Source organism: Sulfitobacter sp. 1A13368 (assembly GCF_043557275.1).
Lineage (GTDB): Bacteria > Pseudomonadota > Alphaproteobacteria > Rhodobacterales > Rhodobacteraceae > Sulfitobacter > Sulfitobacter faviae.
In genome coordinates, this window is record NZ_JBIFFR010000002.1 from 43,686 (window position 1) to 61,857 (window position 18,172).

General features: G+C 63.1%; 19 protein-coding genes and 1 tRNA gene. 12 read left to right on the forward strand and 8 right to left on the reverse strand.

Features of this window, described 5'->3' with window-relative positions; all coding sequences use genetic code 11:
* Positions 1-28: 28 nt before the first annotated feature.
* Positions 29-115 (forward strand) — tRNA-Leu (locus ACGYK4_RS03735).
* 14 nt (positions 116-129) lie between these two features.
* Here the strand turns inward: ACGYK4_RS03735 and ACGYK4_RS03740 are convergent.
* Entirely contained in the window at positions 130-1,671 is a 1,542-nt protein-coding gene (locus ACGYK4_RS03740) for an MHYT domain-containing protein (protein ID WP_394433379.1), read from the reverse strand.
* A gap of 311 nt (positions 1,672-1,982) precedes the next feature.
* Here ACGYK4_RS03740 and ACGYK4_RS03745 point away from each other — a divergent pair, with 311 nt between their 5' ends.
* Positions 1,983-2,573 (forward strand): PAS domain-containing protein, encoded by a 591-nt coding sequence (locus ACGYK4_RS03745; protein WP_394455158.1) that lies wholly within the window; start codon positions 1,983-1,985, stop codon positions 2,571-2,573.
* A 66-nt stretch (positions 2,574-2,639) separates the two neighbouring features.
* On the opposite strand, the gene metG is transcribed toward ACGYK4_RS03745, so the two are convergent.
* Together metG and ACGYK4_RS03755 are read right to left on the reverse strand one after the other, a co-directional pair.
* Positions 2,640-4,352, reverse strand: coding sequence for a methionine--tRNA ligase (gene metG, locus ACGYK4_RS03750; protein WP_394455159.1), 1,713 nt, complete (start codon positions 4,350-4,352; stop codon positions 2,640-2,642).
* Between the two features lie 70 nt (positions 4,353-4,422).
* Entirely contained in the window at positions 4,423-5,646 is a 1,224-nt protein-coding gene (locus tag ACGYK4_RS03755; RefSeq protein WP_394455161.1) for an MFS transporter, read from the reverse strand.
* A 154-nt stretch (positions 5,647-5,800) separates the two neighbouring features.
* Between ACGYK4_RS03755 and ACGYK4_RS03760 the strand changes: the two genes are divergently transcribed.
* The 3 genes from ACGYK4_RS03760 to ACGYK4_RS03770 are packed head-to-tail and all read left to right on the forward strand — an operon-like array spanning position 5,801 to position 8,350.
* On the forward strand, positions 5,801-6,844 hold the full coding sequence (locus ACGYK4_RS03760; RefSeq protein WP_394433387.1) for an aldo/keto reductase: 1,044 nt from the start codon (positions 5,801-5,803) through the stop codon (positions 6,842-6,844).
* A gap of 38 nt (positions 6,845-6,882) precedes the next feature.
* Positions 6,883-7,389, forward strand: coding sequence for a lipocalin family protein (locus tag ACGYK4_RS03765; RefSeq protein WP_394433389.1), 507 nt, complete (start codon positions 6,883-6,885; stop codon positions 7,387-7,389).
* Between the two features lie 40 nt (positions 7,390-7,429).
* Positions 7,430-8,350, forward strand: coding sequence for an EamA family transporter (locus tag ACGYK4_RS03770; protein WP_394433391.1), 921 nt, complete (start codon positions 7,430-7,432; stop codon positions 8,348-8,350).
* Here the strand turns inward: ACGYK4_RS03770 and ACGYK4_RS03775 are convergent.
* A complete protein-coding gene (locus tag ACGYK4_RS03775; RefSeq protein ID WP_394433393.1) occupies positions 8,347-9,042 on the reverse strand; it encodes a DNA mismatch repair protein MutT in 696 nt (231 codons plus the stop codon). The two genes, ACGYK4_RS03770 and ACGYK4_RS03775, sit on opposite strands and share 4 nt — an antisense overlap.
* A 42-nt stretch (positions 9,043-9,084) precedes the next feature.
* Positions 9,085-9,501 (reverse strand): DUF983 domain-containing protein, encoded by a 417-nt coding sequence (locus ACGYK4_RS03780; RefSeq protein ID WP_067264746.1) that lies wholly within the window; start codon positions 9,499-9,501, stop codon positions 9,085-9,087.
* 218 nt (positions 9,502-9,719) lie between these two features.
* Between ACGYK4_RS03780 and ACGYK4_RS03785 the strand changes: the two genes are divergently transcribed.
* The 5 genes from ACGYK4_RS03785 (at position 9,720) to ACGYK4_RS03805 (ending at position 12,475) form a co-directional block, all read left to right on the forward strand.
* Entirely contained in the window at positions 9,720-10,331 is a 612-nt protein-coding gene (locus ACGYK4_RS03785) for a calcium sensor EFh (protein ID WP_394455163.1), read from the forward strand.
* Positions 10,332-10,377: 46 nt separating this feature from the next.
* Positions 10,378-10,974, forward strand: a complete 597-nt coding sequence (locus tag ACGYK4_RS03790) for an RNA polymerase sigma factor (protein ID WP_394455164.1) — start codon at positions 10,378-10,380, stop codon at positions 10,972-10,974.
* Positions 10,967-11,323 (forward strand): hypothetical protein, encoded by a 357-nt coding sequence (locus ACGYK4_RS03795; RefSeq protein ID WP_271691757.1) that lies wholly within the window; start codon positions 10,967-10,969, stop codon positions 11,321-11,323. The genes ACGYK4_RS03790 and ACGYK4_RS03795 overlap by 8 nt, the downstream gene beginning before the upstream one ends.
* A 1-nt stretch (position 11,324) precedes the next feature.
* Positions 11,325-11,843 (forward strand): periplasmic heavy metal sensor, encoded by a 519-nt coding sequence (locus tag ACGYK4_RS03800; protein ID WP_394455166.1) that lies wholly within the window; start codon positions 11,325-11,327, stop codon positions 11,841-11,843.
* Between the two features lie 125 nt (positions 11,844-11,968).
* Positions 11,969-12,475 carry a hypothetical protein gene (locus ACGYK4_RS03805; RefSeq protein ID WP_394455168.1) on the forward strand — a complete coding sequence of 169 codons (507 nt, stop codon included), beginning with the start codon at positions 11,969-11,971 and terminating at the stop codon, positions 12,473-12,475.
* Here the strand turns inward: ACGYK4_RS03805 and ACGYK4_RS03810 are convergent.
* From ACGYK4_RS03810 to ACGYK4_RS03820, 3 genes are read right to left on the reverse strand one after another with little or no spacing between them, the layout of a single operon-like run.
* Positions 12,472-13,020, reverse strand: a complete 549-nt coding sequence (locus tag ACGYK4_RS03810) for a TadE/TadG family type IV pilus assembly protein (RefSeq protein WP_394455169.1) — start codon at positions 13,018-13,020, stop codon at positions 12,472-12,474. The genes ACGYK4_RS03805 and ACGYK4_RS03810 overlap by 4 nt on opposite strands.
* Entirely contained in the window at positions 13,020-13,559 is a 540-nt protein-coding gene (locus ACGYK4_RS03815; protein WP_168612391.1) for a TadE/TadG family type IV pilus assembly protein, read from the reverse strand. Before ACGYK4_RS03815 ends, ACGYK4_RS03810 begins: the two co-directional genes overlap by 1 nt.
* Complete coding sequence (locus tag ACGYK4_RS03820) at positions 13,556-14,986, reverse strand: pilus assembly protein TadG-related protein (RefSeq protein ID WP_394455171.1); 1,431 nt, start codon at positions 14,984-14,986, stop codon at positions 13,556-13,558. Before ACGYK4_RS03820 ends, ACGYK4_RS03815 begins: the two co-directional genes overlap by 4 nt.
* Before the next feature lie 346 nt (positions 14,987-15,332).
* On the opposite strand from ACGYK4_RS03820, the gene ACGYK4_RS03825 reads away from it, so the two are divergent.
* Positions 15,333-16,763 (forward strand): Glu/Leu/Phe/Val dehydrogenase, encoded by a 1,431-nt coding sequence (locus tag ACGYK4_RS03825; RefSeq protein ID WP_394455173.1) that lies wholly within the window; start codon positions 15,333-15,335, stop codon positions 16,761-16,763.
* Between the two features lie 151 nt (positions 16,764-16,914).
* Positions 16,915-18,168 carry a sarcosine oxidase subunit beta family protein gene (locus ACGYK4_RS03830; protein ID WP_394455175.1) on the forward strand — a complete coding sequence of 418 codons (1,254 nt, stop codon included), beginning with the start codon at positions 16,915-16,917 and terminating at the stop codon, positions 18,166-18,168.
* Positions 18,169-18,172 lie beyond the last annotated feature (4 nt).

The following is an 18,172-nucleotide window of genomic DNA, read 5'->3' on the forward strand; positions in this document are numbered from 1 at the left end:
CCGCGTGATGCTTATTGTGCGCCCCGATGCGGGCGTGATGGAATGGTAGACATACCAGACTTAAAATCTGTTGGGGCGTAGCCCCGTGTGGGTTCGAGTCCCACCGCCCGCACCACTGTTTTCAAAGACTTAGCTTGCCTTCGCCAGCGTCGCAGGCTCTGCCAATTGCGTGGCGCCGGGGATAAACACGGTAAAGGTCGTGCCCTGACCGAGCGTGCTTTTGACCGTAATGTCGCCGCCATGGGCAAGGGCCAGTTTCTTGCAGATCGCGAGCCCCAGCCCGGTGCCGCCCTCGGCGCGGTCATCGGCATCTTCGATCTGGGTGAAAGCTTCGAAAATGCGGTCCAGATCCTGTGCGGCGATGCCAACGCCATTGTCTTCGACCTCGAGAACAAACCCGCCCGCGTGCAGGCGCGCACGCAGATAGATGTCCCGCGCCTTGGAGAATTTCAGCGCATTGCCGACGATATGGCCCAGCAGTTGCAGGCTGCGGCGGCGGTCAGCGGTGACGGTAAGCGGCGGGGTGTCGATATGCAGCGTGGCGGTCTTGTCATGCGCGGCGCCGTGGTGCTCTTCGACCACTTCCTCCAAAAGCGTGCGGGTGTCGAAGGCGGTCTTGTCGAGCGCGAGGTCGTTCAACTCCATATTCGTATAGTCGAGGATGTCGTTGATAATGGTCAACAATTGCCCGCCCGCGAATTTGATGCGCTGGCCGTAGAGTTCCGCCTGATCGCCCATCTTGGTGAAATGCTCGGTCTCCGGTTTTTCATCCGGGCCGAGCTTGGCGAGGTTGTGGCGTTTGAGTTCCGACAGGAAGCTGGCGTAGCCGATCACGATGGTCAGCGGGGTGCGCAATTCGTGGCTCAGCACGCTCATGAATTCCGATTTCGCCCGGCTGGCGCTTTCGGCGGCATCGCGGGCCTTTCGCAGTTCCTGGACGCTTTCGTTGCGGGTGCGGTTTTCGACAACATAGCTAAAGAGCGCGGCCAGCGCGATGATGGCGGCGGTGCCGGCGATGATCAGCGCGATTAATCTATATTCAACCGGGTTGGCATAGAGCGGCTGCGCGGCGACCGGGGTGACCTGAAAGGCAGCCATGCCGGTGAAATGGAGCAGGATGATCGCCAGCGCCAAAAGCGCGGTCATCCACAGCACGCTGCCCTTGCCCCCACGGCCAGCTGCGCCAAGCGCGAGGGTTGCAAGGACAACCGCGATGATGACAGAGGCGGTCAGATAGCCCATGTCCCAATGGATCGCGCCCTGCACGCGATAGGCCACCATGCCGGTATAATGCATGGCCGAAATCGCCAGCCCAAAGATCGTCCCGCCCAGAACTGTGGCCCGCCGGGATTTGAGCAGCCCGGCGATGACGACGCCCAGAATCGAGCCGACGATGGCGATGATCAGCGACAGGAAGGTGAGCGAGAAATGGAACGTCGCCGGCGCGTCGAGTTGATAGGCAAGGATCGCGATGAAATGGGTGCACCAGATCGTCACCCCCGCTGTCATCGCGGTCAGATAGCACCAAATCAACGCTTGGCGACGCGGCTGTTCAAGCACATGCCGATAGAGCCGTGCCACCACCCAGCTGCCGAAGATACAAAGAAGTGCTGCAAGCAGCACGAGCCCGAGGTCGTGATCGTGATGAATTGTATGGGCGACCCGGAACATCTTTATCCTATCTGATATTAACACTTGGTTAATTGCTGTCGTAATAGGGCGAAAATAAGTCTCTCGCAAGTTCACACTGTGCCTACATTTTTTAACTCCGTGGTAAGACCTTGCCGCTAATCCTCCCCCAAGGTCGGCAGTGGGGCGGGATGAAGCAGAGGCGGCAGATGGCAGGTTCAGGGAAAGGAGGGCGATCGTTTAACCTCTTACGGCGCATGGTTTTTTGCCTGCGGGGCTATGTTGCTCGGATGCTGGGCTCCGCTGTGCGGTGCGGCGCGTCGGGGCCCAACGGGCCGCGTGAGAGGGGGAGGATGTCAGACGGAGATACCACTGCTGGGGAGGACAGCCTTACCTCAGGGCAACTCCCGCTCATCTCCATCGTTTTCGCGGCAGAGCGGCGCATGTTTAGGCAGAACCTTGATGGTCGGCCCAAGGGAGGGCTTCGCGGGGCGCTTATGCCCTCTCCCGGCCTCGCGGGCGGGAAGGGGGCCGCGGGTGAGGCCATCCTATCCCCCGTGAAAGCCGATATGGCCGAAATCGACGTGGTATTCACTCCCGATGGGCGCGTTTGCCATGCCAATGAGGCGGCCTGCGGTGTCACCTATGGGCTGGGGGATTGTCTGATCGGGCAGCATATCAGCGATCTGTTCGGGCCGCGGCTCTGCGATGGGGCTGAGATCGGCACGCTTTGGGCGCAGGCGCTTGAGGGGCTGGTGCCGCAGGGCGGCTTTCAGATGCACCCGGGGGAGGAGACGGCCCGGATTGTCCACGGTTGGCTCACGGCGGAGCGGGATCCCGAGGGGCGGGGGCATGGCGTCCGGTTTCGGGGTGTGGAGGCGGCGGCGAATGGCGTGGGACCGGTGCGCGCGGTCTCAGTGGGAAAGCGCGCGCGGCGCGGTTAGCGCAATGCCCGTGCCGCAAAGTGAACCAGCGGCGCATAACACGCGCCGCTGTTCCTAGATTTCTGATCAGCCGCGCTTACCGGCGAAACGTTCCGCCCAGCTTTCGCGGTCCTCATCGCTGATCTTGGCAAAAAGCACCTCGGGCACTTCAAAGCCGTGGCCTTGGGCAAGCTTGCCCAAGGCCGCGGGCACATCGTCGGGCCAAGGCATGTCTTCGACTTTCATCGCCTCCAGCATCGAGGCCGAGGCCGTGGGGATGAAGGGTGCGGAAAGCACGGCGTAGAGCGGGATCAGGTTCAGCGCCAGCCGCACCTGCGCCGCCGCGCGGTCGGGGTCGGTCTTGAAGGTGGTCCAAGGCGCTTGGGCTTGCAGATATTCGTTGCCCGCCGCCCAAATGCCGCGCAGTTCGGCGGCGGATTTGCGGACCTCCATCGCCTCCATCAACGTCTCGTAACGGGCGACGCGGGCGGTGATGTCTTCGATCAGCGCCTGCTCCGCCTCGCCGTATTCACCGGCCTCGGGCACCGCTTCGCCGAACTTCGAGCGGCAGAATTTGGTGATCCGGCTGACGAAGTTGCCCAGCACGTCGGCCAAGTCCTTGTTCACCGAGGCTTGAAAGTTTTCCCAAGTGAATTCAGCATCCGAGGTCTCGGGCGCGTGGCTCAAGAGCCACCAGCGCCAGTAATCCGCCGGCAGGATTTCCAACGCCTGATCCATGAAGACGCCGCGCCCGCGCGAGGTGGAGAACTGACCGCCGTCATAATTGAGGTAATTGAAGGACTTGATGTAATCCACCAGCTTCCACGGCTCGCCCGAGCCCTTGATCGTGGCGGGGAAGCTGAGCGTGTGGAAGGGGACATTGTCCTTGCCCATGAACTGGGTGTAGCGCACGTCTTCAGCGCCCTTGTCGGTGCGCCACCAGCTTTCCCAATCGGTGCCCTTGCCCGCATCGACCCATTCCTGCGCGCAGGCGATGTATTCGATGGGCGCGTCGAACCAGACGTAGAAGACCTTGCCCTCCATCCCCGGCCAATCCTGATCGCCGCGCTTCACCGGTACGCCCCAGCTTAGGTCGCGGGTGATGCCCCGGTCTTGCAGACCGTCGCCGTCATGCAGCCATTTCTTGGCGATGGAGGTGGTCAGGACGGGCCAGTCGGTCTTGCTGTCGATCCAAGCGTCCAACTCGTCCTTAAGCTTGCTTTGCTTGAGGAACAGATGCTTGGTCTCGCGCATTTCCAGATCGGTGGCGCCCGAGATGGTGGAGCGCGGGTTGATCAGGTCTTCGGGGTCGAGCTGTTTAGTGCAGTTGTCACACTGGTCGCCGCGCGCATCCTCGAAACCACAGTTGGGGCAGGTGCCTTCGACATAGCGGTCGGGCAGGAAACGCCCGTCGGTCGGGGAATAAATCTGCCGTTGGGATACTTCTTCGATGAGCCCCTGATCGGCCAAGGCACCGGCGAAATGCTGCGTCAGCTTGCGGTTCTGCGGGCTGGAGGAACGGCCAAAGTGATCGAAAGACAGGCCGAACCCTTCGGCGATGCGGGCCTGCGTTTCATACATCTCGGCGCAGTATTCCTCGACCGGCTTGCTCGCCTTGGCGGCCGCGAGTTCGGCAGGGGTGCCGTGCTCGTCCGTGGCGCAGAGGAACAGAACATCCTGCCCCCGGCCACGTTGGTAGCGCGCGTAGAGGTCCGCAGGCAGCTGGCTGCCCACAAGGTTACCCAGATGTTTGATCCCGTTGATGTAAGGAATGGCGGAGGTGATGAGGTGGCGTGTCATATAAATATTCCCGTGCTTGGCGCAGCCTTATCGCAAGGGCTGCGCCAGTTCCAGCAAAAGACGGGACCGGTCAATCGCGGTCCCGCGCGCGGCCCAAGAGCCGCCCGATGAGAAAGCTGGTCCGTGGGGCGTAGACGTAGGGCGTTCGCTCGGCCAAGGTGGGGCGCGCACGCATCCGGGCAAGGCCAAAGACCACCAACCCCCCATGCGCCGCCGCGATCATCGCGAAAAGCGCCGCCGCGCCGAAATTGTCGATCAGGACCGAGGCGAGATAGGGCGCGCCGATGGCTCCCAGAGCGAAAAAGAACATCAGGGCGGCGGAAAGCTCTACCCGCTCGTCGGAACTGGCAAAGTCATGGGCATGGGCGGCAGAAACCGAATAGATCGGAAAGGTCGTGGCCCCAAAGAGCCCGGCCGAGAGCATGATCCCCGCCGTGCCATAGCCCGCGCCCATCACGGTGACCGCACAGCCGCCCATCGCGGCGACCGAGAGCCAGATCAGTACCCAGCGGCGGTCGTATTTATCGGCCAGCATTCCCATGGGATATTGCGCGAGCGCGCCACCCAGCACGAAAGCGGCAAGGAACCACGCGATCTGCGGCGCGCTAAGGCCGACTTCTTGGCCGTAGATCGGCCCGACCATGCGGAAAGACGCGCTGGAGACGGCGGCCACGATGACCCCTGCCGCCGCCAGTGGCGAGCGGTCAAAGGCAAGGCGCGGGCGCAGCCGTGGTTGGCTGGGTGTTTCGGGCGGGCGGACCTTGGTCAGCGTCAGCGGCAAGAGGGCAGCACAACAGCCGATGGCCAGCAGGTTGTAAGAGACGTAAGACGCCGGGGCGAGCACGCCCACGATCAACTGCGCTGCGAGCGAGCCGCTCATGTCCACCACCCGGTAAACGCCCATGGTGCGCCCGCGGGTCTCATTGGTGACCTTGGCCTGCATCCATGCTTCGATCACCGTATAGCAGCCCGCCACGCACATGCCTGACGCGACACGCATCAGCCCCCATGCGTAGGGGTCCACCACCATCATATGCGCCATCAGGCCGATTGATCCGGCGGCGGTGAAGGCGGCAAAGGCGCGGCTGTGGCCGACGCTGCCCATCAACCGAGGCGCCCACCAGCAGCCGATGAAGAACCCCAGAAAATGCGCCGAGCCGAGCATACCGATTTCCTGTCGGCTGAACCCCAGCTGCGCGCCCGACAGCACGTCGATCGGCCCCACACCTCCGGTGGAGAGTTGCAGAAGGATGACCGAGAAGAACAGGGCGGCGAAGGATATGAGCAGGCGCATGGGCGCAGATTGCGTCCATTGCTGCCCAAACGGAAGGCCGAAAGCACCGAGGCTGCGCTTTTGTCGGGGAGCTAGGATCGGCGCGGGGCAATTGCCCTTGCGAAGGCCGGGCAGGCGGCTAGGTTGCGGGCAAATCACAAGCGAGGACCAAAAGATGAAGATGAAAAAGCTCGGCTCAAGCGATATCGAGGTCTCGCATTTCTGTTTGGGCTCCATGACATGGGGCACCCAGAACACCGCCGAGGAGGGCCATGCGCAGATCGACCGCGCGCTGGAGGCCGGGATCAACTTCATCGACACTGCCGAGATGTACCCCGTGAACCCGATCAGCGCCGAGACGATTGGCCGGACGGAAGAGATCATCGGCCAATGGTTCGCCAGCGACAAGCGCCGGGACGAGGTGGTTCTGGCCAGCAAACACTCCGGCGAGGGGATGCAGCACGCCCGCGACGGCGCGCCGATTTCCTCCGACACGATCCCCGGCGCCATTGAAGGCTCGCTTAAGCGCTTGCAGACGGATTACATCGACCTTTACCAATTCCACTGGCCGAACCGCGGTAGCTATATGTTCCGCAAGAATTGGCACTACGACCCGTCGAGCCAAAACCGGGCCGAGACCATTGCGCATATGGAGGACACGCTCGGCGCGCTGCAACGTGAGGTCGAACGCGGGACAATCCGCGCCTTTGGCCTCAGCAACGAAAGCGCTTGGGGGTTGACCCAATGGGCTGCCGTGGCCGAACGGGTGGGCGGGCCGCGGCCGATCTCGGTGCAGAACGAATATTCGCTGATGTGCCGACTGGCCGATACCGATGTGTCCGAGACCTGCATCAATGAGCAGATTGACATGCTGGCCTTCTCTCCGCTGGCCGCGGGCTTGCTGACCGGGAAATATCAGGGCGGGAAAGTTCCTGCTGGGTCGCGCCTGTCGCTGAACGAAGACCTCGGCGGTCGGGTCACCCCCCGCGCCTTTGAAGCAGTCGCGGCCTATCTTGACGTGGCCGAGAAACACGGGCTCGACCCGGGGCGGATGGCGCTGGCATGGTGTGCGACACGGCCCTTCATGGGCTCGGTCATCTTTGGCGCGACCAGCCTTGAGCAGCTTGACGTGGCGCTTGGCGGGGCGGAGCTGACCTTGAGCGATGAGGTGATGGCCGACCTTGATGCAGCGCATAAAGCCCATCCGATGCCCTATTGATGGGCCGCCTCGGGATGCATTTGGCGCGGCGGGGGGGCATGTTGCTGCTCTTGGGCGCCCTCGCGGCGTGTAGCGGCGGCGAAGCGCCGCCCGCGCAGACTGGGTTTCGCGATGCGGAGGCTTTGATCGGGGCCACCAGCCGCTATGACGCGGCGCGCTTTGGCGGCGATTGGCAGGTCCGGGCCGCATTCCCCGGTGACGCCGACCTGCAAGCCGTGACCTTTGCGCCGGAAGGGCCGACCCTGATCGAACAGCGCCAGACCTGCGACAGCGCCGGATGCCGCAACACCCGTACCCTTTGGGCGCTAAGCGCAGAGGGGCCGGGCCGTTACACGATGCGCGCCGCCGTCGGCGGGGCCGAGCGGCCTTTCTGGGTGCTCTGGGTCGACGAAGGCTTCCGCACGGCGGTCATCGGCAGCCCCGATGGCGGATATGGCTGGATCCTTGACCATCAGGCGACAGGCGGGGCGGACCGGATCGCCGCCGCGCAGGAGATCTTGGCCTTCAACGGCTATGACCTCGGCGCCCTAGAGATGAGACCCTAAGACACTGGCCCTGCCGCCCGCCTTCGGCCTATAGGCTGTTATGGACAGTGCTTTCGCCCCCGATCTGTGGATCCTCGTCACCCTCGCCGCCGCCGTCTTTCAGACCGGGCGCTTCATGCTGCAAAAACATCTGGCGACTGATACGCTTTCGGCAGGCGGGGCGACCTTTTCGCGGTTTCTCTATTCCGCGCCCTTCGTGGCGCTGTTGCTGCCGCTCTATCTGGCGCTGAGCGGGCAGGGAGTGCCGCCGCTTGAGGCGGGCTTCTGGCTGTACGGGGCGATGGGTGGCACGGCGCAGATCATGGCGACGGTCTGCGTGGTGCTGTTGTTCAAGCAGCGCAACTTTGCCGTGGGCATCACCTTCAAGAAAACCGAAGTCATCCAGACTGTTCTGATGGGCTGGATCGTGCTGGGCGAGGGCGTCTCGGGCGCGGGGTTTGGGGCCATCGCCCTTGGCGTGCTGGGGCTGCTGCTTCTGTCCGGCGGGGCCGAAGCGACGGGGCTACGTCTTGCCGATCTGCGCAACCGCGCGGCGGGGCTGGGGATCGCTTCGGGCTTTCTCTTCGCGATCTCGGCAGTCTGTTATCGCGGCGCTTCGCTCGCCGTGGCCTCGGGCGATCCGCTGTTGCGTGCGGGCGTGACGCTGGCGGCGGTGGTGCTGATGCAGACGCTGATCATGGCCCTTTGGCTGCGCCTGCGCGAACCGGGGCAGATGCGCCGGGTCTGGGCCGCGCGGCGGGTTGCGGTTTGGATTGGGCTGACCTCGATGGGCGGGTCGCTCTGTTGGTTCATCGCCTTCACCCTGCAAAACGCGGCCTATGTGAAAGCCTTGGGGCAGGTCGAACTGATGCTGAGCATTGCGGCCACGACCCTGTTCTTTCGCGAGCGGATTTCGCGCCGGGAGTGGGCGGGCATGGCGGTGCTGGCGGTCTCGATCCTGATGCTGGTTTTGGTGACCTAACCCGTCATCGGGCGGCCATGCAGGCGCAGGAACAGGCTTTCTTCGTCGCTGTTCTTGAAAAACGGGACCGAGGCAGGCGGGCTGGTGTCGCGCGCGCGGGCGGCGACCTCGGCCAATACGACCTCGGTGATGAAGGGCATGTCGAAAGACCGCGCCCGGCTTAGCGGCACCCATTGCAGATGTGACAGCTCATCACAGGCGGCGTCGAAATCATCGGGGTCGCTGGCGATGTCGTCGGCATCCACCAGGAAGAAACGCGCGTCGAAACGGCGCGGGCGGCCCGGCGGGGTCAGGGCGCGAAACACGAATTGCAGGGCGGAGGCATCGGGCAAATGGCCCGTGGCGGCAAAGCTCTGCCAGTCGGGCGGCACATCCCCCTGCCATGCGCCCTTGCGGCCCAGCACCAGACCGGTCTCTTCCCAAAGCTCACGAATGGCGGCAACGGCGATGGCATGGGCGAGGGACGGCTCGGCATCATCACAAAGCCTGCCGTGGCAAAGCGCGTTCACCGGGGCGGCAAGGGGTACATGGGCATCGCCCGCGTCCACCGCCCCGCCGGGAAAGACGAATTTATTCGGCATGAAGGCCGCCTTGGCCCCGCGTTGCCCCATCAGGATATGCGGGGTCTCATGGCGGTCACGCAGCACGATCACCGTGGCGGCGTTGCGGATTTTGGTCTTGTCGATGGTCATGCGGTAGCGCTCCGGCAGTCAGGGGCCGAAGGGCAGGCCGCCTCAGCTTGACCGGCCGAAGCCGCCCATCCTCTTGGCCCATTGAAAGCCAATCATGGCCCCCTTCAGTCTGGGCAGAAGGTAAAGCGATAGCGCCGTGCAGCCAACCGCAAAAATGGTGAACAGGGTCAGAGGTTCGGGCCGCCAGACCACATAGGCGATGTGCAGCCCCGGCGCCAAAAGGTGACCGACCAGCAGAATGGTCAGATAGGCCGGGCCGTCATCGGCGCGGTGGTGGTGGAACTCCTGACGGCAAACCGCGCAGTCGTCGTTCACTTTCAGATAGCCATGCAGCAGCTCTCCGCCCCCGCAGGAGGGGCATTTGCCACGCCAGCCGCGCAGCATGGCAGGCAGGCGGGGCCGCTCTTCGCTGGCGTCGGTCTCTGCGGTGTCGGGGGACAATTGCTGGGTCTGTGACATGGGGGTGATCCTCTGGTTGAGGGATAGATGCAGTCTGGGGCGTGAAATGAAAAGACCGGAGGTTGCCGTTGCGGCGCCATGTCGCGCAGGGCGGGGCTTTGCCGGTTTTTTCGAAAAAAGTTTGGAAACCTGCGACGGAAGTTTCGGGCCCCGCCGTTTGACCCTGTGATCGCGGCGCAAAAGCGTGAGACGATCTTTAAAAAACGAGGAGTATCAAGATGACCATTCGTACCAATATGAAGATCGCAGCCCTCAGCGGATTGTTGGCCGTGGGTGCCGTGGCCGCCACCGCCCAGCCAAACGGGCAGGACCGGTTTCAGCAGCTTGACGCAGATGGCAACGGTGCGATCACGCAGGCAGAGTTTCAGGCCCATGCCGAAACGCGTTTTGCCAAGGTTGATGCCGATGGCGACGGTTTCGTGACCGGCGAAGAGCTGAAGGCCGCAGGCGATGCGCGCCGCGCCGATCGCGCCGCCAAGATGGTTGAGCGTTTCGACACCGACGGCAACGGCAGCCTCGACGCTCCCGAATTGGAAGCCATGGGCGATAAACACGGTGGCAAGCGCGGCGGCAAAGAGGGCGGCAAGCACGGTCATAAGGGCGGTGATAAGGGCGCCCGTATGATCGAGCGTATGGACGCCAATAACGACGGCAAACTCTCGATGGAAGAGATGACGCAGCGCCACGATCCGGCTAAGATGTTCGAGCGTCTGGACAAAGACGGCAACGGCAGCGTCAGCGCCGAAGAGTTCGAAGCGGCGGAAAAAATGCATGGCAAGCGGCACCATAAGGGCCACAAAATGCACCATGACAAGCTGCAGCAGGACTAGATGAAGCTTTGGGCGCGCTTGATCATGGCGCGCCCGGACCTTAGCCATGGACGGGATGCAGGATTTGCCCAACGCGCAGCAAGATGCGGATGCCGAGTTGTTGCAACGCTATGCCAATGGCGATGCGGCGGCGGCGCGGTTGCTGACCGCGCGGCTGGTGCCGCGCCTCCACGGCCATGCGCTGCGGGTGCTCGATGACCGGGCCGAGGCCGAGGATGTGGCCCAAGAGGCGATGCTGCGGCTCTGGCGTCAGGCGCCGAAGTGGCGCGCGGGCGAGGCCAAGGTGACCACTTGGCTCTACCGTGTCGTGGCCAACCTCTGCACCGATCGTCTGCGCCGCCGGGGTTCGGGGGTGTCCGGGCTCGATGATGTGGCGGAACCTGCCGATCCGACCCCCGGTGCCGCGCAGCAGATGCAGCAGGCCGCCCGTGTGGACGCCCTGCAACAGGCGCTGGCCACTTTGCCCGACCGCCAGCGCCAAGCGGTGGTATTGCGCCATATCGACGGTATGGCCAATCCCGAGATCGCCGAGGTGCTGGGCATCGGGGTCGAAGCGGTGGAAAGCCTGACCGCGCGGGGCAAACGGGCATTGGCCGCGCAACTGTCGGCACAACGGGACGCATTGGGGTTTGAAAATGAGTGACGTCGACGATCTGGAAGATTTCTTTGCCGCGGCCCGGGCCAATCCGCCACAGGTCTCGGCCGATTTGCAGGCCCGCGTTCTGGCCGATGCCGAAGCGCATATGCCCAAAGCACCGCGCCAGCCGTGGCATCAAGCGCTCTGGCAACTCTTGGGCGGTGCGGCGGGGCTGAGCGGTCTTGCCACTGCTGCGGCTGTCGGGGTTTGGGTCGGCGTGGCACCGCCCGAGGGCATGCCGGATTTGGCCGGGCAGTTCGTGACCGGCACATGGGAGACCGAGACTTCGGACCTCACGGCGGCTGACACAGGCAGCGAATTCGGTGGATTTGGCTGGGACATGGAGGAAAGTTGAGATGACACAGGAACCGACACCGCGGCGCAGGCGCCTCATGCGGGTGGCCCTTGGCCTGTCACTGGCGCTGAACGTGATGATCCTCGGCGCGCTTGGCGGGGCGATGTGGCGTCATGGCGGGCCGGGGCCGCATGGCGGGGGTGATTTGCCGGGGCTGCGCAGCTATGCCTCGCCCTATGTGCAGGCGCTGCCGCCCGAGGCACGGCGCGGGCTGCATGGCAAAATGCGCGCCAGCGGCAAAGCGCATCACCTTGATCGGGATGCGCGCCGCGCGCTTTATGACGAAATGCTCGCCGCGCTTCGGGCCGAGCCGTTTCAGGCCGATGTCGCCGCGGCGGTGCTTGCCGCCCAAGGCGAGGCCGCAGCAAGTGTTCAGCAGGTCGCCCATGAGGCATGGTTGGCCGAGGTCAGCGCGATGGATACTGCTGCCCGCAAGGACTATGCCGACAAGCTGCAAGAGCGGTTGGAGGCGGGGCCGCCCCGCAAAAAAGCCAAGCGCGAGAACAAGCCCGAGCGTTGATCAGCCCGGTCGCCGACCGGGCGCGCGGTATTGCCCTTTGCGGGATGGCGGGCTAGGCCGAGGGCGAATGAACCCAGCAGGCGGCGGCGATGAGCGGCCCCTTCGCCCCTGAGAAAGCCCGGCCAATGACCGATACCACCCAGACGATGCACAGCGGCGCGGAAACCGTGCTGGCCACGGCCAAGGCGTCACCCGCGCGGCGGGCGGTGGGGCTGTTGTCACTGGCGGGGCTGGGGCTGCTGCTGATCTATTCCGCGCTGACCCGCTCGCCCGATCCGGTCTGGCAGAGCGTTCTTGTGCTGGTGGGGCTTGGTTTTATCGCGATTGCCGAGGTGATGCGCCGCGCCACCGCCAGCGCGGTGGAACTGACCGAAGAGGCGCTGCGCGATGCCGATGGCCGGGTGATCGTCCGCATGGACGAGATCGCGCGCATCGATCAGGGCGCTTTCGCGGTCAAACCCTCGAACGGTTTCCTGCTCAAGACCAACCGCCGCGTGGCGCGGGGCTGGCGTTTGGGCCTGTGGTGGAGCCTTGGCCGCCGGATCGGTGTGGGCGGTATGACCCCGGCCAATGAAACCAAGCTCATCGCCGAGATCATCCGCGCCAAACTTGCCGAGCGTGAGGCCGCTTAACCGTCCGACCAGACCGTGCGTGGCGCATAGCGCGGGCGGGTGAAGACGAAGTTGTGAATGTCGCGCCGCTCCAACCCGGTTTTGAACAGCGGCTCGAAGTCACGCCAAGTCTCAACCAACGTGACGCGTTCGTTATTGGGCATAACGGGCAGCTTGTCATGCCAATCGCGCACATCGTCGCTGGTCAAAGGCTGAACCGTTCCGCGCACTTGTGACCAATCCGCGTGGTAGCGGTCGTTCGCCTGATCATACCAGATCGAACTGACCCGAAGGGCCGTTTGCCCGGTGCCGCGGGTGAGATACTCGAAAAGCTGTTGCATCCCGCGCAGATAGTCCGCGTCGATCGCCTGCGTCTCGCGCGAGATGGCATCGCCCACGGTATAGGCCGCCGTCTGGTTGAGGTTGTACATCCGGAAGGTGTCAAAGGTCGAATACATGGCCAGATAGGCCCAGAACATCAGCGGCAACATGATCACCGTCTCAACGGCGATGGAGCCGTCCTCGCGCCCTTTGAACCGGGCCAGCAAACTGCGGAAAACGCGCATCAGTTCGGCTCCTGTACGAAGGCCGCGCTTGAGACCATGGAAACACGGCCCGCGCCGTCTTTCTCAAGGGCATAGCCAAGGCCGGTGGTCGGAAAGAAGGGCTCAAACCGTGCGCAGGCGCGCAGCAGCATCAACTGATGCTCGACCCCAAGGGTCCAGCCGCGCACCGGTCTGGGGTCTTCGGAAGTGTCGACGCAATCGGGCGACTGGTCGAAGCTGGCGAAATTGCGCGGGTCCACGCGGATCATCTCAAGGCGCAGGGTCTCTTCGCAGTCATCCAAAAAGATCGCGGCCTCGCAGATTTTGTCCTTGATGGTCTGATGCGTCATCGGGGTATTGGTGTTCAGCCGGATGTAGCGCACCGTCATGTCGAGCCCCCGGTCAAGGAACATGTGGCGGATGGCGTAAAAGCTCATTTCGACGGACATGAGCAGGCAGCCGAAGAGCAGCGGCGACAGGATGGCGAATTCCATCAACATGGCCGAGCCATCCTCATCGCCGCGAAACCGGCGCCATGCCTTGATGCAGCGCTGTATCATTGCGTCAGCCTCAACTGGTTGATCTGGCGGGCGATGGCCTCGAATGCGCTGACGATTTCCACCCCTTCGACGCGGAAGAAATGGCTGTCGGAGGAGGCGCAGTTCTTCATCACCGATGCGCCATGGTCGGTCACTTCAAAGCCGATCGACCAGATTACGATGCCCTTGGCCTTGGCCGCGTCGCAGATGTTGTCGAGCAGGGCGTCGGCCTGCGATGCGCTGTATTTCGTCCAGTACCAGCGGTGACGCTCGCTTGAACGGACATTGCGGTTCAGCCACCAGTAGAAGGGGTAATCGCTCCAATGGCGGTAGTGGTCGCGGTTGGCATAGACTTGGCGGTTGATCCGGCGGGTGGTCACGTTCACCCCGTCAGTCATCAGGATCACCGTTTTCAGCGTGTCGATATCGCCGTAGTCCGCCGGGCGCCCTTGGAAAGCCGCATCGCCGCCGATGGCTTGATTGATCGCGCGGAAGGACGGGTCGAGCAGGGCCACGCCCCATTTCATGCCGAGATGAATGGCGGTGTTTGCGCGGGGCTGGAAATTGGAAATCCGGGCTTTCAGCGCGGCGGCGTTCTGCGAATAGGGCGCGATTTCTTCGTAGTCCTGCTTCGGGCAGCCGGGGTTGTAGATGTTGTCATAACGGCCGGTGTTGTCGCGGTGATAACCGTTCCAGCTATAGCCCGCCTCGAAGTGTTGCATATGCTCATAGCTGCGGGTCTGGCTGATGGCGGTGAGGTCAAACTCGCTGTCGTCGAAATCAACGCAATGGGAGAAGGAATGCAGCTGGGTGACGTTCAACTCATCCATGATGTCCTTCCCGACGTTGACCTGCGCGGTATAGGGCACGACGGAGATTGAGATCAGGTCCGCGTTTTCAGGCTTCAGCACGGTGTCGATGAAGGCATCGCTCGCGTCATGGAGGTTGGCCATTTTGCCGTTCTCGCGCATGGAGCCGGAGATATCGAGCACCATAGAAATCTCGACCTTGTTCACCTTTTCCTCCGCCGTGGATTTGGCAGGGACATGCAGCCGGTCTTGGCCGAATTTACTCATGAACATCGTGTTGAGCGTGCGCGAGGCATCGACGGTGACGCGGCGATAGTTCAACCCTTCGTCGACCGTCACGCTGGATACATATTCGGCCAGCCCCGCCTTGTCGAAATAATCGCGGGCCACGGCCTCGGGGCTGAGCGTCTGGTCGAGATCGGCTGCCGCCAGCACGGCGCGGTCGGCCACGGCCTGCACCCTTGCGCGTTCGCGCTCATGGCGCATCAGGTCCACGCCAATGCCGCCCATGAGGATCATCAACAGGATCATCATGATGGCGAACAGCGTGACCAACCCGTCTTCCTCGCGCGCGAAACGCTGGAGAAACGCGGGCAGGGGCCGCAGGGGGCTGTCTGATCTGTGAGATGTATCGCGCATCTTCATGAACCTCTTTTCCAGTGGCGTCCTGCGGGCACCAAAGGGAATGGGCGGCATTTGCCTTGTTTCTGTTGTGCTGCGGGAAAGTGTCCAGAGTTTGGCGCATCTGGGGCAATAGGCGGCGCTTGGGGCCGGTTTTTATGGCCTTTTCGGGTGATTTCCACCCAGCGGGGAGGGTTGCCCATTCCGCTCCTACCCACGGTTGATAAAGTTTTGCAAATCGCGAGGAATTGGGTCGCGCCCCGCTATGAGGCGTCCTACGGTGCGACTGCATGCCCCTAGGGCAGCCAGATGAGTCGCGCCCGCAAACAAAGGGGCCGCGACCGGACAAGAAGAGGAGAGACCGATGAATCCAGCCAATGAGCCGGGTTTCCGCGACAGTGTGGACCTGATGTTCAATCGCGCGGTCGCGCTGATGGATTTGCCGCCCGGTCTCGAAGAGAAAATCCGCGTTTGCAACGCCACCTATACGGTGCGTTTCGGCGTGCGCCTGCGGGGCCGTATCCATACCTTCACCGGCTATCGCTCGGTCCATTCCGAACATATGGAGCCCGTCAAAGGCGGCATCCGCTATTCCATGGCCGTGAACCAGAACGAGGTTGAGGCGCTGGCGGCGCTTATGACCTATAAATGCGCACTGGTAGAGGCGCCCTTTGGCGGCTCCAAAGGCGGGCTGTGCATTGATCCGCGTGAATATGATGAACATGAGCTTGAACTGATCACCCGGCGTTTCGCCTATGAGCTGATCAAGCGCGACATGATCCACCCCGCGCAGAACGTGCCCGCCCCCGACATGGGCACCGGCGAGCGTGAGATGGCTTGGATCGCGGACCAGTACAAACGCATGAACACCACCGACATCAACGGTGTGGCCTGTGTCACCGGCAAGCCGATCAACGCGGGCGGCATCCAAGGCCGGACCGAGGCGACAGGCCGGGGTGTGCAATATGCGCTTCAAGCCTTCTTCCGCGACCCCGAGGGGCTGAAGAAAGCGGGCCTTTCCGGCAAGCTCGACGGCAAGCGGGTCATTATTCAGGGTCTCGGCAACGTGGGCTATCACGCCGCCAAGTTCCTCAGCGAAGAAGATGGCGCGAAGATCACCGCGATCATCGAACGCGACGGTGCACTGCACAGCGAAGACGGGCTGAACGTCGAGGCGGTGCATAAGTGGATCGAAAAGCACGGCACCATCAAAGGCTATGCCAATGCGAAGTTCGAAGAGGATGGCGCCAAGTTTCTGGAAGCGGATTGCGATATCCTGATCCCCGCCGCGCTTGAGGGGGTGATCAACCTCACTAATGCCGAGCGTATCAAGGCGCCCCTGATCATCGAGGCCGCGAACGGTCCGGTGACCGCCGGTGCGGATGAGGTGCTGCGCAAGAAGGGCACGGTGATCGTGCCTGATATGTATGCCAACGCAGGCGGTGTGACGGTCTCTTACTTCGAGTGGGTCAAGAACCTCAGCCACATCCGCTTTGGCCGTATGCAGCGCCGTGCCGAGGAATCGCGCCACCAACTGGTGGTGGATGAGCTTGAGCGTCTGAGCGCGGATAAGGACCTCGGCTGGACGCTGAGCCCCGACTTCAAAGAGAAGTACCTGCGCGGTGCGGGGGAGTTGGAACTGGTCCGCTCCGGTCTCGATGACACGATGCGCACGGCCTATGAGGCGATGGCCCATGTCTGGCACAGCCGCGACGATGTCGATGATCTGCGCACGGCGGCCTATCTCGTCTCGATCGAAAAGGTCGCGGTGAGCTATCACGCCAAGGGGCTTTGAAGGGGCGTAACCCTCTCGCGAGTGATCGAAAAAGGGGCGCGCGGCGCCCCTTTTTGCCGTCTGGGGCCGGGATGGGGGCGAGAGGCGTTTTCGGTCATTGATACTTCCGCCCCAAGTTGCTTGACTGCGCCAAGACCGGGGGAGGCGAATGATGCGATTTTCAGGACTGCGGGTGTTGCGCGAAGGCTTGACCGGCAATCGGGGTTGGGCGGCGCAATGGCGCGATCCAGAGCCGCAGGCAGAATATGACGCGGTGATCATCGGCGGTGGCGGGCATGGGCTGAGCACGGCCTATTACCTCGCCAAGAACCACGGCATGACGAATATCGCGGTGCTTGAAAAAGGCTACCTTGGCGGGGGCAACGTCGGGCGCAACACGACCGTGGTGCGCGGCAATTACTTTCTGCCCGGCAATTCCGAGTTCTACAGCCATTCGCTCAAACTCTGGGAGGGGCTGTCGGAAGAGTTGAACTATAACGTGATGTTCAGCCAGCGCGGCGTGATCACCCTGTTTCATTCCGACGCGCAGCGCGATGCCTCGGCCCGGCGCGGCAATGCGATGATCAACCAAGGCGACGATGCGGAACTGCTCGACCGCGACGGCCTGCGCAAACTGCTGCCCTATCTGGACTATGACAACGGGCGCTTTCCGATCCACGGCGGGTTGCTGCACCGACGCGGCGGCACCGCGCGCCATGATGCGGTGGCGTGGGGCTATGCGCGCGGCGCGGACCAGCGCGGCGTCGATCTGATCCAGCAATGCGAAGTCACCGGCATCGACATCGAGAACGGCCGCGTGCGCGGCGTGCAGACCACGCGCGGGGCGATCCGGGCCAAGAAGGTGGCGATCGTGACGGCAGGGCGTTCGGGGCAGGTGGCGGCGATGGCCGGGATGCGCCTGCCGATTGAGAGCCATGTTTTGCAAGCCTTTGTCTCCGAAGGGTTAAAGCCCGTGATCGACCATGTGATCAGCTTTGGCATGGGGCACTTCTATATCAGCCAGTCCGACAAGGGCGGTTTGGTCTTTGGCGGTGATCTGGATTTTTACGCCTCCTACGCGCAGCGCGGCAACCTGCCGATGATGGAACATGTGATGGAGGCGGGGATGACCCTGATGCCGATGATCGGCAAGGCCCGCGTGCTGCGCTCTTGGGGTGGGATCATGGACATGACACCCGATGGCAGCCCGATCATCGACAAGACCGAGACCGAGGGTTTGTTCGTCGATTGCGGCTGGTGCTACGGCGGCTTCAAGGCGGTGCCCGCCTCGGGCTATGCGCTGGCGCATCTGATGGCGACGGGCCAGCACCATGAGACGGCGGCGGGCTTCAGGCTCGACCGGTTCCGCTCGGGCGAAGGTCTGATGGATGAAGAGGCCACCGGGTCTCAGCACAACTTGCATTGAGGGA